The organism is Pseudomonas sp. S1(2024) (assembly GCF_046557535.1).
Genome location: NZ_JBKGFP010000002.1, coordinates 24,987 through 39,365, shown reverse-complemented (window position 1 = coordinate 39,365; position 14,379 = coordinate 24,987). Strand labels below are relative to the sequence as shown.

The 14,379-nt window shown below is 63.0% G+C and carries 14 protein-coding genes; 11 read left to right on the top strand and 3 right to left on the bottom strand.

The features are described 5' to 3' along the window. Positions 1-54: 54 nt before the first annotated feature. The gene (locus ACLCGK_RS03405; RefSeq protein WP_410951284.1) at positions 55-951 is read right to left on the bottom strand and encodes a LysR substrate-binding domain-containing protein; all 897 of its coding nucleotides are present in this window, start codon (positions 949-951) and stop codon (positions 55-57) included. Positions 952-1,058: 107 nt separating this feature from the next. On the opposite strand from ACLCGK_RS03405, the gene ACLCGK_RS03400 reads away from it, so the two are divergent. From ACLCGK_RS03400 to rpoS, 8 genes are all read left to right on the top strand, one after another. Beyond that, on the top strand, positions 1,059-2,171 hold the full coding sequence (locus ACLCGK_RS03400; protein ID WP_013971270.1) for an S-(hydroxymethyl)glutathione dehydrogenase/class III alcohol dehydrogenase: 1,113 nt from the start codon (positions 1,059-1,061) through the stop codon (positions 2,169-2,171). An 8-nt stretch (positions 2,172-2,179) separates the two neighbouring features. Continuing rightward, the gene (fghA, locus tag ACLCGK_RS03395) at positions 2,180-3,034 is read left to right on the top strand and encodes an S-formylglutathione hydrolase (RefSeq protein ID WP_013971271.1); all 855 of its coding nucleotides are present in this window, start codon (positions 2,180-2,182) and stop codon (positions 3,032-3,034) included. 210 nt (positions 3,035-3,244) lie between these two features. Beyond that, a complete protein-coding gene (gene ispF, locus ACLCGK_RS03390; protein WP_013971272.1) occupies positions 3,245-3,718 on the top strand; it encodes a 2-C-methyl-D-erythritol 2,4-cyclodiphosphate synthase in 474 nt (157 codons plus the stop codon). Further along, positions 3,715-4,773, top strand: a complete 1,059-nt coding sequence (gene truD / locus ACLCGK_RS03385; RefSeq protein ID WP_410951283.1) for a tRNA pseudouridine(13) synthase TruD — start codon at positions 3,715-3,717, stop codon at positions 4,771-4,773. The genes ispF and truD overlap by 4 nt, the downstream gene beginning before the upstream one ends. Further along, complete coding sequence (gene surE / locus ACLCGK_RS03380) at positions 4,761-5,510, top strand: 5'/3'-nucleotidase SurE (RefSeq protein ID WP_013971274.1); 750 nt, start codon at positions 4,761-4,763, stop codon at positions 5,508-5,510. Before truD ends, surE begins: the two co-directional genes overlap by 13 nt. 35 nt (positions 5,511-5,545) lie before the next feature. After that, the gene (locus tag ACLCGK_RS03375) at positions 5,546-6,184 is read left to right on the top strand and encodes a protein-L-isoaspartate(D-aspartate) O-methyltransferase (RefSeq protein WP_015269209.1); all 639 of its coding nucleotides are present in this window, start codon (positions 5,546-5,548) and stop codon (positions 6,182-6,184) included. Positions 6,185-6,401: 217 nt separating this feature from the next. Then, positions 6,402-7,259, top strand: a complete 858-nt coding sequence (locus ACLCGK_RS03370) for a peptidoglycan DD-metalloendopeptidase family protein (protein ID WP_410951282.1) — start codon at positions 6,402-6,404, stop codon at positions 7,257-7,259. A 108-nt stretch (positions 7,260-7,367) separates the two neighbouring features. Next, positions 7,368-8,375, top strand: coding sequence for an RNA polymerase sigma factor RpoS (gene rpoS / locus ACLCGK_RS03365; RefSeq protein WP_013971277.1), 1,008 nt, complete (start codon positions 7,368-7,370; stop codon positions 8,373-8,375). 512 nt (positions 8,376-8,887) lie between these two features. On the opposite strand, the gene fdxA is transcribed toward rpoS, so the two are convergent. Both fdxA and mutS read right to left on the bottom strand, forming a co-directional pair. Continuing rightward, positions 8,888-9,211 (bottom strand): ferredoxin FdxA, encoded by a 324-nt coding sequence (gene fdxA, locus ACLCGK_RS03360; protein ID WP_004375459.1) that lies wholly within the window; start codon positions 9,209-9,211, stop codon positions 8,888-8,890. A 140-nt stretch (positions 9,212-9,351) separates the two neighbouring features. Then, positions 9,352-11,925 (bottom strand): DNA mismatch repair protein MutS, encoded by a 2,574-nt coding sequence (gene mutS / locus ACLCGK_RS03355; protein ID WP_024086401.1) that lies wholly within the window; start codon positions 11,923-11,925, stop codon positions 9,352-9,354. A 271-nt stretch (positions 11,926-12,196) separates the two neighbouring features. Between mutS and ACLCGK_RS03350 the strand changes: the two genes are divergently transcribed. The 3 genes from ACLCGK_RS03350 to recX all read left to right on the top strand — a co-directional run bounded on the left by ACLCGK_RS03350 (position 12,197) and on the right by recX (position 14,342). Next, complete coding sequence (locus tag ACLCGK_RS03350) at positions 12,197-12,679, top strand: CinA family protein (RefSeq protein ID WP_013971338.1); 483 nt, start codon at positions 12,197-12,199, stop codon at positions 12,677-12,679. 103 nt (positions 12,680-12,782) lie between these two features. After that, positions 12,783-13,850 carry a recombinase RecA gene (gene recA, locus ACLCGK_RS03345; protein ID WP_013971339.1) on the top strand — a complete coding sequence of 356 codons (1,068 nt, stop codon included), beginning with the start codon at positions 12,783-12,785 and terminating at the stop codon, positions 13,848-13,850. Between the two features lie 21 nt (positions 13,851-13,871). Then, the gene (gene recX, locus ACLCGK_RS03340) at positions 13,872-14,342 is read left to right on the top strand and encodes a recombination regulator RecX (RefSeq protein WP_015269215.1); all 471 of its coding nucleotides are present in this window, start codon (positions 13,872-13,874) and stop codon (positions 14,340-14,342) included. The last annotated feature ends 37 nt before the right edge of the window (positions 14,343-14,379 follow it).

Sequence of the window (14,379 nt, the reverse complement as noted above, 5' to 3'; positions counted from 1 at the left end):
GACCTGTGGGAGCGGGCGAGCCCGCGAAGAGGCCAGACCAGCCAGCACAAGGTTTCAGTTCAAGCGATACTCCGGCAACCCCGCCAACCCTTCCTTCAGGTAATCCACCAGCCGACGCACCTTCGGCGAAAGGTGCCGCTGCTGCGGATACAGCGCCCACACCGCGGTGTTCGGTGGCTGGTGCGCCTCAAGCAACGACACCAGCGCACCACTGTTCAAGTGCTCCAGCACGTAGTAATCCGGCAACTGGCACAACCCCATCCCCTGCAGCGCCGCGTCCAGCACCGCCTGCCCGCTGTTGCAACGCCAGTTGCCTTGGACTCGTTGGCTGATCTCGCGGCCGTCCTGCTGCAGCGCCCACAGGTCCGAACTGCCTACCAGGCAGTTGTGCCGGGCCAGTTCCGAAAGGCTGTGCGGCCGACCATAACGTTCCAGGTAGTCCGGCGAAGCACACAGGTACATGCGCCTGGGCGCCAGGCGGGTTGCCACCAATCGCGAGTCGGCCAGCCGGCCCAGGCGGATGGCCAGGTCCATGCCTTCATGCACCAGGTCGAGGGTATGGTTGCTCAGTTCCACATCCACCCGCAGCTGCGGGTAACGCGCCATGAACCGCGTCACCAGCGGCACGATGAAACGCTCGCCGTAGGCCACCGCGCAGGTCATGCGCAGCAGCCCCTTGGGCTCGCTGGCCAGATCGCCCATGGCGCGTAGAGCTTCCTCGCGGCCATCCTGCAGGCGCTGGCAGTGCTGCAGGAATGTCTGCCCGGCCTCGCTCAGGGTCACCCGCCGGGTACTGCGGTACAGCAGGCGCGTCTGCAGCCGTTCCTCCAGCCGGGCGATCTGCCGGCTGATGTGCGACGAGGAAACCCCCAGGCGCTCGGCGGCCGTGGTGAACTGGCCCGACTCGGCCACGGCGACGAACTCGTCGATGCCTTCCCAGCGGCTGCTCATTGATTATCCCTGTATGGCAATAATGTTTTGTCTTTGGCCGGATTATTCATCAAAAGGCGGTGAATTACACTGCCAGACTGAATCGACACTCTGTCTGGAGACCTTTGATGATCAAGTCCCGTGCTGCCGTAGCTTTCGAAGCCAAGAAACCCCTGGAAATCGTCGAAGTCGACGTGGCCATGCCCAAGGCCGGTGAAGTGCTACTGCGGGTGGTCGCCAGCGGTGTCTGCCACACCGACGCCTACACCCTGTCGGGCGCCGACCCGGAGGGCATCTTCCCGTCGATCCTCGGTCACGAAGGTGGCGCGATCGTCGAGGCGGTAGGCGAGGGCGTCACCTCGGTCGCCGTCGGTGACCACGTCATTCCGCTGTACACCCCGGAATGCGGCAAGTGCAAGTTCTGCCTCTCGGGCAAGACCAACCTTTGCCAGGCCATCCGCGCCACCCAGGGCAAGGGCCTGATGCCGGACGGCACCACGCGCTTCTCCTACAAAGGCCAGCAACTGTTCCACTACATGGGTACCTCGACCTTCTCCGAGTACACCGTGCTGCCGGAAATTTCCGTGGCCAAGATCCAGAAAGAAGCGCCGCTGGAAAAGGTCTGCCTGCTGGGTTGCGGCGTCACCACCGGTATCGGCGCGGTGCTCAACACCGCCAAGGTCAAGGCGGGTGACACCGTGGCCATCTTCGGTCTGGGCGGCATCGGCCTGTCGGCAGTGATCGGTGCGGTCAAGGCCAAGGCGTCGCGCATCATTGCCATCGATATCAACCCGGCCAAGTTCGAGATCGCCCGTCAGCTGGGTGCTACCGACTGCATCAACCCGAAAGACTACGACCGCCCGATCCAGGAAGTGATCGTCGACCTCACCGACGGCGGCGTGGACTTCTCGTTCGAGTGCATCGGCAACGTGCAGCTGATGCGTGCTGCGCTGGAATGCTGCCACAAGGGCTGGGGTGAGTCGGTGATCATCGGCGTGGCCGGTGCCGGCCAGGAAATCGCCACCCGTCCGTTCCAGCTGGTCACCGGTCGCGTATGGCGTGGTTCGGCGTTCGGTGGCGTGCGTGGTCGCAGCGAGCTGCCGAGCTACGTGGAAATGTCCGAGAAGGGCGAGATCCCGCTGGATACCTTCATTACCCACACCATGGGCCTGGAAGACATCAACAAGGCCTTCGACCTGATGCATGAAGGCAAGAGCATCCGCAGTGTCATCCACTTCTGAGGTTTGCCATGAGCCTGGATAACATCTCCTGCCAGAAGAGCTTCGGCGGCTGGCACAAGCGTTACCGGCATCACTCCAAGGTGCTGGGTTGCGACATGGTGTTCGCCGTCTACCTGCCGCCGCAGGCCGAACAGGGCGAGAAGCTGCCGGTGCTGTACTGGCTCAGCGGCCTCACCTGCACCGACGAGAACTTCATGCAGAAAGCCGGCGCCCAGCGCTTGGCCGCGGAGCTTGGGTTGATCATCGTAGCCCCCGACACCAGCCCGCGTGGTGAGCAGGTGCCGAGCGACCCGGACGGTGCCTGGGACTTCGGCCTGGGTGCCGGGTTCTACCTCAATGCCACTCAGCAGCCCTGGGCCCAGCACTACCGCATGCACGACTATGTGGTGGAGGAATTGCCCGCGTTGATCGAGGCGCACTTCCCGGCTTCGGGCGAGCGCAGCATCAGTGGCCACTCCATGGGTGGGCATGGCGCGCTGGTGTGCGCCTTGCGCAACCCGGGGCGCTACCGCTCGGTGTCGGCGTTTTCGCCGATCAGCAACCCGATGGATTGCCCGTGGGGCGAGAAAGCCTTCAGCCGCTACCTGGGTGAAGACCGGGCGCGCTGGCGCGAGTGGGATGCCAGCGTGCTGCTGGCCGAGGCTCCGGCCGGCGAATGCCCGCCGTTGCTGGTGGACCAGGGCGACCGCGACGACTTCCTCGAGAAGCAGCTCAAGCCTGAAGCCCTGGAGCAGGCGGCACGCAAAGGTGGGCATGAACTGACCCTGCGCCTGCAGCCTGGCTATGACCACAGCTACTACTTCATCGCCAGCTTCATCGAGGAGCACCTGCGTCATCATGCGGTGGCCTTGGGGCGGGTGTAAGGCGTAGCTGTGGTGCTCGCTTCATCGCCTGTAGGAGCAGCCTTGTGCTGCGAATGGGCTGCGAAGCAGACCCTGGGTCTAACGCTATCGCCGATATTGCCGGGGCCGCTTTGCGGCCCATTCGCAGCACAAGGCTGCTCCTACAACGACGGCCCCAATACTGGCTAAAGCAGGTAGAATCACGCCCTGACTCATTCAGGGCGTTTTTCTATGCGTATTGGCCACGGCTACGATGTGCACCGTTTCTGCGACGGTGATTTCATTACCCTGGGCGGGGTGCGTATCCCCCACAAATACGGCCTCCTGGCCCACTCCGATGGCGACGTGCTGCTGCACGCCCTGAGCGATGCCTTGCTTGGCGCGGCGGCGCTGGGTGACATCGGCAAACATTTCCCCGACACCGATCCGCAGTTCAAGGGCGCCAACAGCCGTGTTCTGCTGCGCCATGTGGTCGGCATCGTCCAGGCCAAGGGCTGGAAGGTCGGCAACATCGACGCCACCATCGTCGCCCAGGCGCCGAAGATGGCACCGCACATCGAAACCATGCGCAAACTGATCGCCGAAGACCTGCAGGTCGAACTCGACCAGGTCAATGTCAAGGCTACCACCACCGAGAAGCTCGGCTTCACCGGCCGCGAGGAGGGCATCGCCGTGCATTCGGTAGCCCTGCTGCTGCCAGCATGACCGAACTGGAACTGCTGGGCCCGCGCGCATCGGGCGAACCACTGGGTACCGCCGTCCTCAAGGCGGTGGCCGAGGATTTCCAGGTCGACGAAGTACTGGACATCCCCCTCTCGGGCCAGGGCGAACACCTGTGGCTGTGGGTCGAGAAGCGTGACCTGAACACCGAGGAGGCGGCCCGCCGCCTGGCCCGTGCCGCTGGGGTGCCGGTGCGCACGATCAGCTACGCCGGCCTCAAGGACCGCCAGGCCCTGACCCGCCAGTGGTTCAGCCTGCACCTGCCCGGCAAGGCCGACCCGGACCTGTCGCGTGCCGAGGATGCCAGCCTGCGTGTGCTCAAGCAGGTGCGCCACCAGCGCAAGCTGCAGCGCGGTGCGCATTCGGCCAACGGCTTCACGCTGCGCCTGACTGCCCTGGCTGCCGATCACCAGGCGGTGGATGCACGCCTGGAACAGCTCAAGCAACACGGTGTGCCGAATTATTTCGGCACCCAGCGCTTCGGCCACGGTGGCGGCAACGTTCACGACGCTCTTGATTGGGCCGCACGCAAGGCCCTGCCCGAACAGCGCAACATGCGTTCGCGGTTGCTCTCGGCCGGGCGCAGCTACCTGTTCAACCAGGTGCTGGCAGCCCGTGTTGCCGACGGCAGCTGGGCGTGTGCGCAGGTGGGCGACCTGTTGGCGTTCACCACGAGTCGTAGCTTCTTTCCTGCTGGGGAGTCGGAATGTTCCGATCCTCGGCTGGCGATCCTTGACCTGCATCCGACCGGCCCGCTGTGGGGGGCAGGCGATTCGCCGGCTACGGGGAGTACTGCGCAACAAGAGGATGCGATCGCCGCACGGCAGCCGGCACTTTGCCAGTGGCTGGCCTTGGCGGGCATGGATCACGAACGACGCATTCTGCGGCTCCCTATTGGCGGTCTTACGTGGCATTATCCCGAGCCTGATATCCTGCAACTGGAATTCGTCCTTCCGGCCGGATGTTTCGCCACCGTGGTGGTGCGCGAAATCGTGGATCTGGTGTCGGCGGGGCAGACGGACAGCTCATGCGTATTCTGATTTCGAACGACGACGGTGTTACCGCACCCGGCATCGCCGCGCTGCATGCTGCGCTGGTGGATTACGCCGAGTGCGTGGTTATTGCCCCGGATCAAGACAAGAGCGGCGCCAGCAGTTCGCTGACGCTGGACCGGCCACTGCACCCGCAGACTTTGGCCAATGGCTTCATCAGCCTCAACGGCACGCCGACCGACTGCGTGCATCTGGGGCTCAATGGGCTGTTGCCACAGGCGCCGGACATGGTTGTGTCGGGGATCAACCTCGGTGCCAACCTGGGTGACGACGTGCTCTATTCGGGCACGGTCGCGGCCGCGTTGGAAGGCCGTTTCCTCGGCGGTACCTCGCTGGCGTTTTCGCTGTTGTCGCGCCAGCCGGACAACCTGCCCACCGCGGCCCACATCGCCCGCCGCCTGGTCGAGGCTCAGTCGCGCCTGGCCTTGCCACCGCGCACCGTGCTCAACGTCAATATCCCCAACCTGCCGCTGGAGCACATTCGTGGCATCCAGCTCACCCGCCTCGGTCACCGGGCGCGGGCGGCGGCGCCGACCAAGGTGGTCAACCCACGCGGCAAGGAAGGCTACTGGATCGCTGTCGCCGGGGATGCCGAGGACGGTGGCCCGGGGACCGACTTCCACGCGGTGATGCAAGGCTATGTATCGATCACTCCGCTGCAGCTCGACCGCACCTTCAGTGATGCCTTCGAGCAGCTCGACGGTTGGCTGGAGGGCCTGCTCTGATGCGCGAGGACGATATGCTGCGGCGTGGCATCGGCATGACCTCCCAGCGCACGCGGGAGCGGCTGATCCAGCGCCTGTGCGAGGAGGGCGTTTCGAACACCAAGGTGCTCGACGTCATCCGTCGTACCCCGCGCCACCTGTTCGTCGACGAGGCGCTGGCGCATCGCGCCTACGAAGACACCGCGCTGCCGATCGGCCACAACCAGACGATCTCGCAACCGTTCATGGTTGCCCACATGAGTGAACTGCTGCTCGAGGCCGGGCCGTTGGACAAGGTGCTGGAGATCGGCACCGGCTCGGGCTACCAGACGGCAATTCTGGCTCAGTTGGTCGAGCGGGTGTTCTCGGTGGAACGCATCAAGGTGTTGCAGGACCGGGCCAAGGAGCGCCTGGTGGAACTGAACCTGCGCAACGTGGTGTTCCGCTGGGGGGATGGTTGCGAAGGCTGGCCGGCGCTGGCGCCGTACAACGGCATCATCGTCACCGCCGTAGCGCCGGAAGTGCCGCAGGCACTGCTCGACCAGCTTGCGCCGGGTGGTCGTATGGTGATTCCGGTGGGCCCAGCCGGCGAAACCCAGCAGCTGATGCTGATCGTGCGCGAGGAGCATGGATTCTCCCGCCGCGTGCTGGGGGCCGTGCGCTTCGTACCGCTGCTCAACGGCCCGCTGGCCTGAACACTGCTGGTTCGAACCGCGCGATATTTTTGCGCCAGCACCGAATTCTTGCAGCAACGCCCTGTCTATCTGGCGGGGTGAAGCGCTATCGCACAGCGTGTTGCAAGGCTTTGCAGCAGTCTTTCACCAACCCTGCCAATGCGGGCGGGCTTGGTTATAATTGCAATAATATTGCATTTGTTGTCATTTCGTTTTCGGCACCATGAGGGGAGCGCGGGTGGGTCACACAGTCATTCGGCAGCGCAAGGACGGGTCGGGTTTCACGCTTCTGGTGATTGCACTGGCCATGGGCACGCTACTGGTAGGTTGCTCGAGCACCAGCAGCAACAGCGCGCGGGTGGTCGATCGCAACAACACCGTGCCCAAGCGCCCGGCAGTAACCACCGGGCAGTACATCGTCAAACCTGGCGATACGCTGTTCTCCATCGCCTTCCGTTATGGCTGGGACTACAAGGAGCTGGCTGCGCGCAACGGTATCGCGGCGCCTTACACCATTCGCCCGGGGCAAGCGATTCGTTTCAGCAGCGGCTCTACCGGCAGCACCATGGTGGTGTCCAGCCCGTCGTCGTCGAGCAAGACCACGGTCATCCGGCGGCCTGTGGGAAGCACCAGCACACCTCCTGGCAACACCAGCAAACCGGCCACGCCGGCAGCCTCCAGCAGCGCCCCGGTGGTCGCCACGGTGCCTGCCGCGGAGCGTGCGGTAGGTGGCTGGACCTGGCCTGCCAACGGCGTGCTGATTGGAAAATTCGCTTCAAACGGTAGTTTGAATAAAGGCATTGATATCGCCGGTGATTTGGGACAGCCTGTTTTTGCTGCGTCTGATGGTGCAGTGGTGTACGCCGGGAGTGGCTTGAGGGGCTACGGCGAACTGATCATCATCAAGCACAGCGATACCTACGTCAGTGCCTACGGCCATAACCGCAGGCTGTTGGTTCGGGAGGGGCAGCAGGTCAAGGCAGGGCAGTCGATTGCTGAAATGGGGTCCACGGGCACAGATCGGGTGAAGCTGCATTTCGAGATTCGCCGCCAGGGCAAACCCGTCGATCCGCTCCAGTTCCTGCCACGTCGTTGACCGTTGTACCCGGCCTGTTCCTGTGATGTAGAGGGGACAGGCTCCAGCGCTGCCAGGGAGATAGGTGCCGCTCGAGTCTGAGTTCGAACTCAGCAAAGGACTATAACAATGGCTCTCAGTAAAGAAGTGCCGGAGTTTGACATCGACGATGACCTGCTTCTGATGGAGACGGGAATCGTTTTGGAAACGGATGTGGTGTCAGACGAACCTGCTGTATCTTCGGTTCGGACGAGGGCCAAGTCGGGCTCTTCGCTCAAGCAACACAAGTACATCGATTACAGCCGGGCGCTCGATGCCACCCAGTTGTATCTCAACGAGATAGGATTCTCGCCTCTGCTTTCGCCGGAAGAGGAAGTGCACTTTGCGCGTCTGTCGCAAAAGGGCGACCCTGCCGGCCGCAAGCGCATGATCGAAAGCAACCTGCGCCTGGTTGTAAAAATTGCCCGTCGTTACGTGAACCGCGGCCTGTCGCTGCTCGACCTGATCGAGGAGGGCAACCTTGGGCTGATCCGTGCGGTCGAGAAGTTCGACCCGGAGCGTGGTTTCCGGTTCTCGACTTATGCGACCTGGTGGATTCGCCAGACCATCGAACGGGCGATCATGAACCAGACCCGCACCATTCGCCTGCCGATCCACGTGGTCAAGGAACTGAACGTCTACCTGCGCGCTGCGCGCGAGTTGACCCAGAAACTGGACCACGAACCCTCGCCAGAAGAAATAGCCACGCTGCTGGAGAAGCCGGTCGCCGAGGTCAAGCGCATGCTCGGCCTGAACGAGCGGGTGTCTTCGGTGGATGTGTCGCTCGGCCCAGACTCGGACAAGACCCTGCTCGATACCTTGACCGACGACCGCCCGACCGACCCATGCGAACTGCTGCAGGATGATGACCTGTCGCAGAGCATCGACCAGTGGCTGGGCGAGTTGACCGACAAGCAGCGTGAAGTGGTGGTGCGCCGCTTTGGCTTGCGCGGGCATGAAAGCAGCACCCTGGAAGATGTTGGACTGGAGATTGGCCTGACCCGCGAACGGGTGCGGCAGATCCAGGTCGAGGGGCTCAAGCGTTTGCGTGAGATTCTCGAGAAGAACGGCCTGTCCAGTGAGTCGTTGTTCCAGTAGCGGAAGCCTGTAACACAAAACGCCCCGATGATTTCGGGGCGTTTTTGTATGCCTGTTTGAAATTGCCGGGGCGCGCGCAGTGCAGCCCCAAAAGACAGATATCGTTTATGTACCGCGCTACCCCAATAACATTGCGTGTAAGCCTTTGCTTACTTGTTCTGTAAGCCTTCTATGTACGCTTCAGTAAATCATTGTCGTATCCAGATCCTGCGTTTTCCCAACTCATTGAAAATCCGGACTTATTCAGCTGTGAGGAGATGTGTCACCTGCAACACCCTGTGAGGTTTCGCGGTTGCCGGCCAGGCTCAAGTCGCTAGTATTCGAACTGTGCACAGGGACATGCACAGGCTTTCAGGAGGAAAGCCAGGGACATCGCAAGACGCGATTTCATCAGGATGATGTTTGGGACAAGCAGGGACTACGGAAAAAATGTGGGCGGGTCAAACCGCCCCTTTTTTTGCCCGCAGAAAACAAAAAAGGCCCCAAAGGGCCTTTTTAGTGTCCGGACGCTATCAGCGCTCCAGATCGGCAATCTTGCCAGTCTTGCCATCCCATTCCTCAGCGTCCGGCAAGGCGTCCTTACGCTCGGTGATGTTCGGCCAGATTTCTGCCAGTTCGGCGTTCAGCTCGATGAAGTTTTCCATGCCCGCAGGCACTTCGTCTTCCGAGAAGATGGCTTGCGCTGGGCATTCCGGCTCGCACAGGGCGCAGTCGATGCACTCGTCCGGGTGGATGACCAGGAAGTTCGGGCCTTCGTAGAAGCAGTCCACCGGACAGACTTCCACGCAGTCGGTGTATTTGCATTTGATGCAGTTGTCGGTGACGACGAAGGTCATTTCTAATTCTCTCCTCAGGCGACGGCGGCGGCTCTTCCTCTCAGGGCCGCGCGGTTTACGGGTATGTGGCTGCAGGCCAGGCTAATAACCTGCAGCACCAGCAAACCGCGGCGGATTCTACCAGCTTGTAGTGGGCGCCGTTATAACAGGTTCTTTAGTTGATATAGCATTTCGATAGCTTGACGCGGGGTCATTTCGTCCAGCTGCAGCTTGCCCAGCTTCTCTATGGCCGGGTGTGGCAGGCTGGCGAACAGGTCACTCTGGTGCGGGACCTGTGGCACGTCCTTGGCCTTTTGGGCCGTGGGTTGTTCATGCGGCAGGCTGGTGGTTTCCAGCCTCGCCAAGTGTTCACGGGCACGCTGGATGACGGCCGTCGGCACGCCGGCCAGCTGCGCCACGGCCAGGCCGTAGCTCTGGCTGGCAGGACCAGGCAGCACGTGGTGCAGGAATACGATGCGTTCGTTGTGTTCGGTGGCGTTCAGGTGCACGTTGGCCACCAGTGGCTCGCTTTCTGGCAGCACGGTGAGTTCGAAGTAGTGCGTGGCGAACAGCGTGTAGGCGCGCAGCTGGGCCAGGCGCTCTGCGGCGGCCCAGGCCAGCGACAGGCCGTCGAAGGTACTGGTGCCGCGGCCCACTTCGTCCATCAGCACCAGACTGCGGTCGGTGGCGTTGTGCAGGATGTTGGCGGTTTCGCTCATCTCGACCATGAAGGTCGAGCGGCCGCCGGCCAGGTCGTCGCTGGAGCCGATGCGGGTGAAGATGCGGTCGACCAGCGACAGCTCGCAGCTGGCAGCCGGCACGAAGCTGCCGATATGCGCCAGCAGCACGATCAGGGCGGTCTGGCGCATGTAGGTGGACTTACCGCCCATGTTCGGGCCGGTGATGATCAGCATGCGCGTGCTGTTGTCCAGGCCCAGGTCGTTGGCCACGAACGGTGTGGTCAGTACCTGTTCCACCACTGGGTGACGGCCCTGCTCGATGCGCAGGCACGGCTCGTCTACGAAGCGTGGGCAGTTCAGGTCGAGGTTCAGTGCTCGTTCGGCCAGGTTGCTGAGCACGTCCAGTTCGGCCAGGGCGGCGGCGCTGTCCTGCAGCGGTGCCAGGTGGCTGATCAGGGTTTCCAGCAGGGCATCGTAGAGCATCTTCTCGCGGGCTAGGGCGCGGCTCTTGGCCGACAGTGCCTTGTCCTCGAACGCCTTCAGCTCCGGGGTGATGAAGCGCTCGGCGCCCTTTAGGGTCTGACGGCGGATGTAGTCACCCGGGGCCTGCTCGGCCTGCTTGGTCGGTAGTTCGATGAAGTAGCCGTGCACCCGGTTGTAGCCGACCTTGAGGTTGGCAAGGCCAGTACGGGCCTTTTCCCGCGCTTCCAGATCGATCAGGAATTGGCCGGCGTTTTCGCTGATCGCCAGCAACTCGTCCAGTTCGTTGTCATAGCCGGCCTTGAGCACGCCGCCATCGCGGATCACCGCCGGCGGGTTGTCTATGATCGCCCGCTCCAGCAGGCTGGCCAGTTCGGGATAGGTGCCGGTAATGGCGGCCAGACGCGCCAGGTGCGGTGCCTCCAGCTCGGCCATGGCATTCTGCAACTCGGGCAGCGCCCCAAGTGCATCGCGCAGGCGTGCCAGATCGCGTGGGCGGGCGTTGCGCAGGCCGATACGGGCGAGAATCCGCTCGATATCGCCAATTTCCTTGAGCTGCGGCTGCAGCTTCTCGAAGCGGTAGCCGTCGAGCAGGCAGCGGATCGAGTCCTGGCGCGCCTGCAGCACCTTGAGATCGCGCAACGGGCGGTTCAACCAGCGGCTCAGCAAACGGCTGGCCATGGCGGTCTGGCAGCGGTCGATCACCGACTGCAGGGTGTTGTCTCGGCCGCCGGCCAGGTTGATGTCCAGCTCCAGGTTGCGGCGGCTGGCACCGTCGAGAATGACCGTGTCGTCCAGGCGTTCGTGGCGCAGGCTGCGCAGGTGTGGCAGGGCGGTGCGCTGGGTTTCCTTGGCATAGATCAGCAGGCAACCAGCGGCACCGATGGCCAGGGTCAGCTTGTCGCAGCCAAAGCCCTTGAGGTCCTTGGTCGCGAACTGCTGGCACAGGGCCTTGCGCGCCGAGTCGCGGTCGAAGTCCCATGGCGCACGGCGACGGGCGCCCGGTCGTTTCTCGGCCGGCAGGTCGCGTGGCCAGTCGTCGGGGATCAACAGCTCGACCGGGTTGAGGCGCTCGAGCTCGGCCAGCAGGTTTTCCCAGCCCTTGATCTCCTGCACGCTGAAGTTGCCACTGGTGATGTCCAGTACGGCCAGGCCGAACAGGCGCTCGTCCCCGAGCAGCGCGGCAATCAGGTTGTCGCGACGCTCGTCGAGCAGGGCCTCGTCGCTGACCGTACCCGGGGTGATGATGCGCACAACCTGACGTTCCACCGGGCCCTTGCTGGTGGCAGGGTCGCCAATCTGCTCGCAGATCACCACCGATTCGCCGAGCTTGACCAGCTTGGCCAGGTAGCCTTCCAGCGAATGGAACGGAATCCCGCACATGGGGATGGACTGGCCGGCCGACTGACCGCGCGCGGTCAGGGTGATGTCCAGCAGTTTTGCGGCTTTTTTCGCATCTTCGTAGAAGATCTCGTAGAAGTCGCCCATGCGGTAGAACATCAGCTGGTCCGGGTGCTGGTTCTTCAGCTTCCAGTACTGCTGCATCATTGGGGTGTGTGCGGAAAAATCGGAAATTGCTTTATTCATCAAGGGCTTAGAAAGTAGGTCTCAATATTGTGGGGCAAATTGGGGCGTTCTGTGTTGCATGCGCGACGCCGAGACCCACCGGATTTTCAAGCCGCATAGGTTAACACGGCTACCCGGCGGGCTGTACCTGCGATATTCCGCCCGGCGCCCCTGCCGTGGCCGGTAGTGGCCTGGAACAAGTGATGTGCGAGACCGAAGCGGGCGCCCATCCCACCTCACCAAGATGCTAGGGTAGAAGCCTGCCTCCAAGGAGCCCGACATGGACCCGATCACTACGCTTGCCACCCGCTTGGGTGAACACCTGCGCCGCTTCAACGCGCAGGTGACCACCGCCGAATCCTGCACCGGTGGCGGCATCGCCGAGGCCATCACCCGCGTGCCCGGCAGCTCGGCCTGGTTCGAGGCTGGGTACGTGACCTATTCCAACATCCAGAAAACCCGTCAGCTGGGAGTGCCCGCGGCGTTGTTCGGCCAGGTTGGCGCGGTCAGCCAGGAAGTGGTCGAAGCCATGGTCCGCGGCGCCCAGGCCGCCAGCGGCGCGCGCTTTGCCGTGGCGGTGAGCGGCGTGGCCGGGCCGGACGGTGGTTCGCCGGCCAAACCGGTGGGGACCGTGTGGCTGGCCTGGGCCGATGGCAACCATGTATTCAGCGAGCGGCGCCAGTTCGACGGCGACCGCGAGGCGGTGCGTCGACAGACGGTGATCGCCGCGTTAGACGGCTTGTTACAGCTTGGTGCCGAGTAAATCGACGACAGGGGTTTGCGCGGGCGCCTGCCTGTGGAATAATACTGGCTACTTATACAGGTATTCCGGCCGTCAGGGCCAAGTCGAACACGTGAGGATTTCAATGGACGACAACAAGAAGCGCGCCTTGGCTGCGGCCCTGGGTCAGATCGAACGCCAATTCGGCAAGGGCGCCGTCATGCGCATGGGCGACCACGAGCGCCAGGCTATCCCTGCCATCTCCACCGGCTCGCTGGGCCTGGACATCGCCCTGGGCATCGGCGGCCTGCCAAAAGGCCGTATCGTCGAGATCTACGGCCCGGAGTCGTCGGGTAAGACCACGCTGACCCTGTCGGTCATCGCCGAAGCCCAGAAAAACGGCGCCACCTGCGCCTTCGTCGACGCCGAACACGCCCTCGACCCCGAGTACGCCGGCAAGCTGGGCGTCAATGTCGACGACCTGCTGGTTTCGCAGCCGGACACCGGCGAACAGGCCCTGGAAATCACCGACATGCTGGTGCGTTCCAACGCCGTTGACGTGATCATCGTCGACTCCGTGGCTGCCCTGGTACCGAAGGCCGAGATCGAAGGCGAGATGGGTGACATGCACGTGGGTCTGCAGGCGCGCCTGATGTCCCAGGCGCTGCGCAAGATCACCGGTAACATCAAGAACGCCAACTGCCTGGTCATCTTCATCAACCAGATCCGTATGAAGATCGGTGTGATGTTCGGCAGCCCGGAAACCACCACCGGTGGTAACGCCCTGAAGTTCTACGCCTCGGTGCGTCTGGATATTCGCCGTACCGGTGCGGTCAAGGAAGGCGACGAGGTGGTCGGTAGCGAAACCCGCGTCAAGATCGTCAAGAACAAGGTTTCGCCGCCATTCCGTCAGGCTGAGTTCCAGATCCTCTACGGCAAGGGTATCTACCGTAACGGCGAGATCATTGATCTGGGTGTTTCCCAAGGCCTGGTCGAGAAATCCGGTGCCTGGTACGCCTACCAAGGCAACAAGATCGGTCAAGGCAAAGCAAACGCCGCGAAGTACCTTGCTGAGAACCCGGCTATTGGCGCCGAGATTGAGAAGCAGATTCGCGAGAAGCTGCTGACCGCTGGTGCTGTTGCGGCTGCTGGCAAGGCTGCTGCTGCCGAAGCCGATGCCGATGACATGGCCGACGCTGACGCCGGCTATTGATTGCGCGGTAGATAGCCGAACATGTCCGCCGTACTCGACACCCCCGTCGCCATCCGGCGGACAGCCATGGACCTGCTTGCGCGACGTGAGCACGGTCGCGTCGAGCTGACGCGCAAGTTGCGTCAGCGCGGCGCTTCGGACGAGTTGATTGGGCCTGAACTCGATCGGCTCGCCGAAGAAGGGTTGCTTAGCGAAGCCCGCTACCTCGAAAGTTTCATCCGGTACCGTTCAAGCTCCGGCTATGGCCCTGCGCGTATTCGCGAAGAGCTAGGCCAGCGCGGTTTGGCGCGTGCTGATATCGAGCAGGCGCTACGCGAGAGCGAGGTGGACTGGGGCGAGCGCATGCGTGACGTATGGCAGCGCAAGTTTGCCGGGCAGCGCCCGCAAGATCCCCGCGGCCGTGCCCAGCAGACCCGGTTTCTGGCTTACCGGGGTTTCCCCATGGACATGATCGGCCGGCTGCTCAGTGGGCGTGATCGCGACGATTACTGAGGGCTGGGGCCGTTTTGCAGTCCTTTGCGGGAGCGGA

Bases quoted from the DNA above. Each gene is read 5' to 3' on its own strand.
- ACLCGK_RS03405 (WP_410951284.1), bottom strand. From the start codon at position 951: ATGAGCAGCCGCTGGGAAGGCATCGACGAGTTCGTCGCCGTGGCCGAG.
- ACLCGK_RS03400 (WP_013971270.1), top strand. From the start codon at position 1,059: ATGATCAAGTCCCGTGCTGCCGTAGCTTTCGAAGCCAAGAAACCCCTG.
- fghA (WP_013971271.1), top strand. From the start codon at position 2,180: ATGAGCCTGGATAACATCTCCTGCCAGAAGAGCTTCGGCGGCTGGCAC.
- ispF (WP_013971272.1), top strand. From the start codon at position 3,245: ATGCGTATTGGCCACGGCTACGATGTGCACCGTTTCTGCGACGGTGAT.
- truD (WP_410951283.1), top strand. From the start codon at position 3,715: ATGACCGAACTGGAACTGCTGGGCCCGCGCGCATCGGGCGAACCACTG.
- surE (WP_013971274.1), top strand. From the start codon at position 4,761: ATGCGTATTCTGATTTCGAACGACGACGGTGTTACCGCACCCGGCATC.
- ACLCGK_RS03375 (WP_015269209.1), top strand. From the start codon at position 5,546: ATGACCTCCCAGCGCACGCGGGAGCGGCTGATCCAGCGCCTGTGCGAG.
- rpoS (WP_013971277.1), top strand. From the start codon at position 7,368: ATGGCTCTCAGTAAAGAAGTGCCGGAGTTTGACATCGACGATGACCTG.
- fdxA (WP_004375459.1), bottom strand. From the start codon at position 9,211: ATGACCTTCGTCGTCACCGACAACTGCATCAAATGCAAATACACCGAC.
- ACLCGK_RS03350 (WP_013971338.1), top strand. From the start codon at position 12,197: ATGGACCCGATCACTACGCTTGCCACCCGCTTGGGTGAACACCTGCGC.
- recA (WP_013971339.1), top strand. From the start codon at position 12,783: ATGGACGACAACAAGAAGCGCGCCTTGGCTGCGGCCCTGGGTCAGATC.
- recX (WP_015269215.1), top strand. From the start codon at position 13,872: ATGTCCGCCGTACTCGACACCCCCGTCGCCATCCGGCGGACAGCCATG.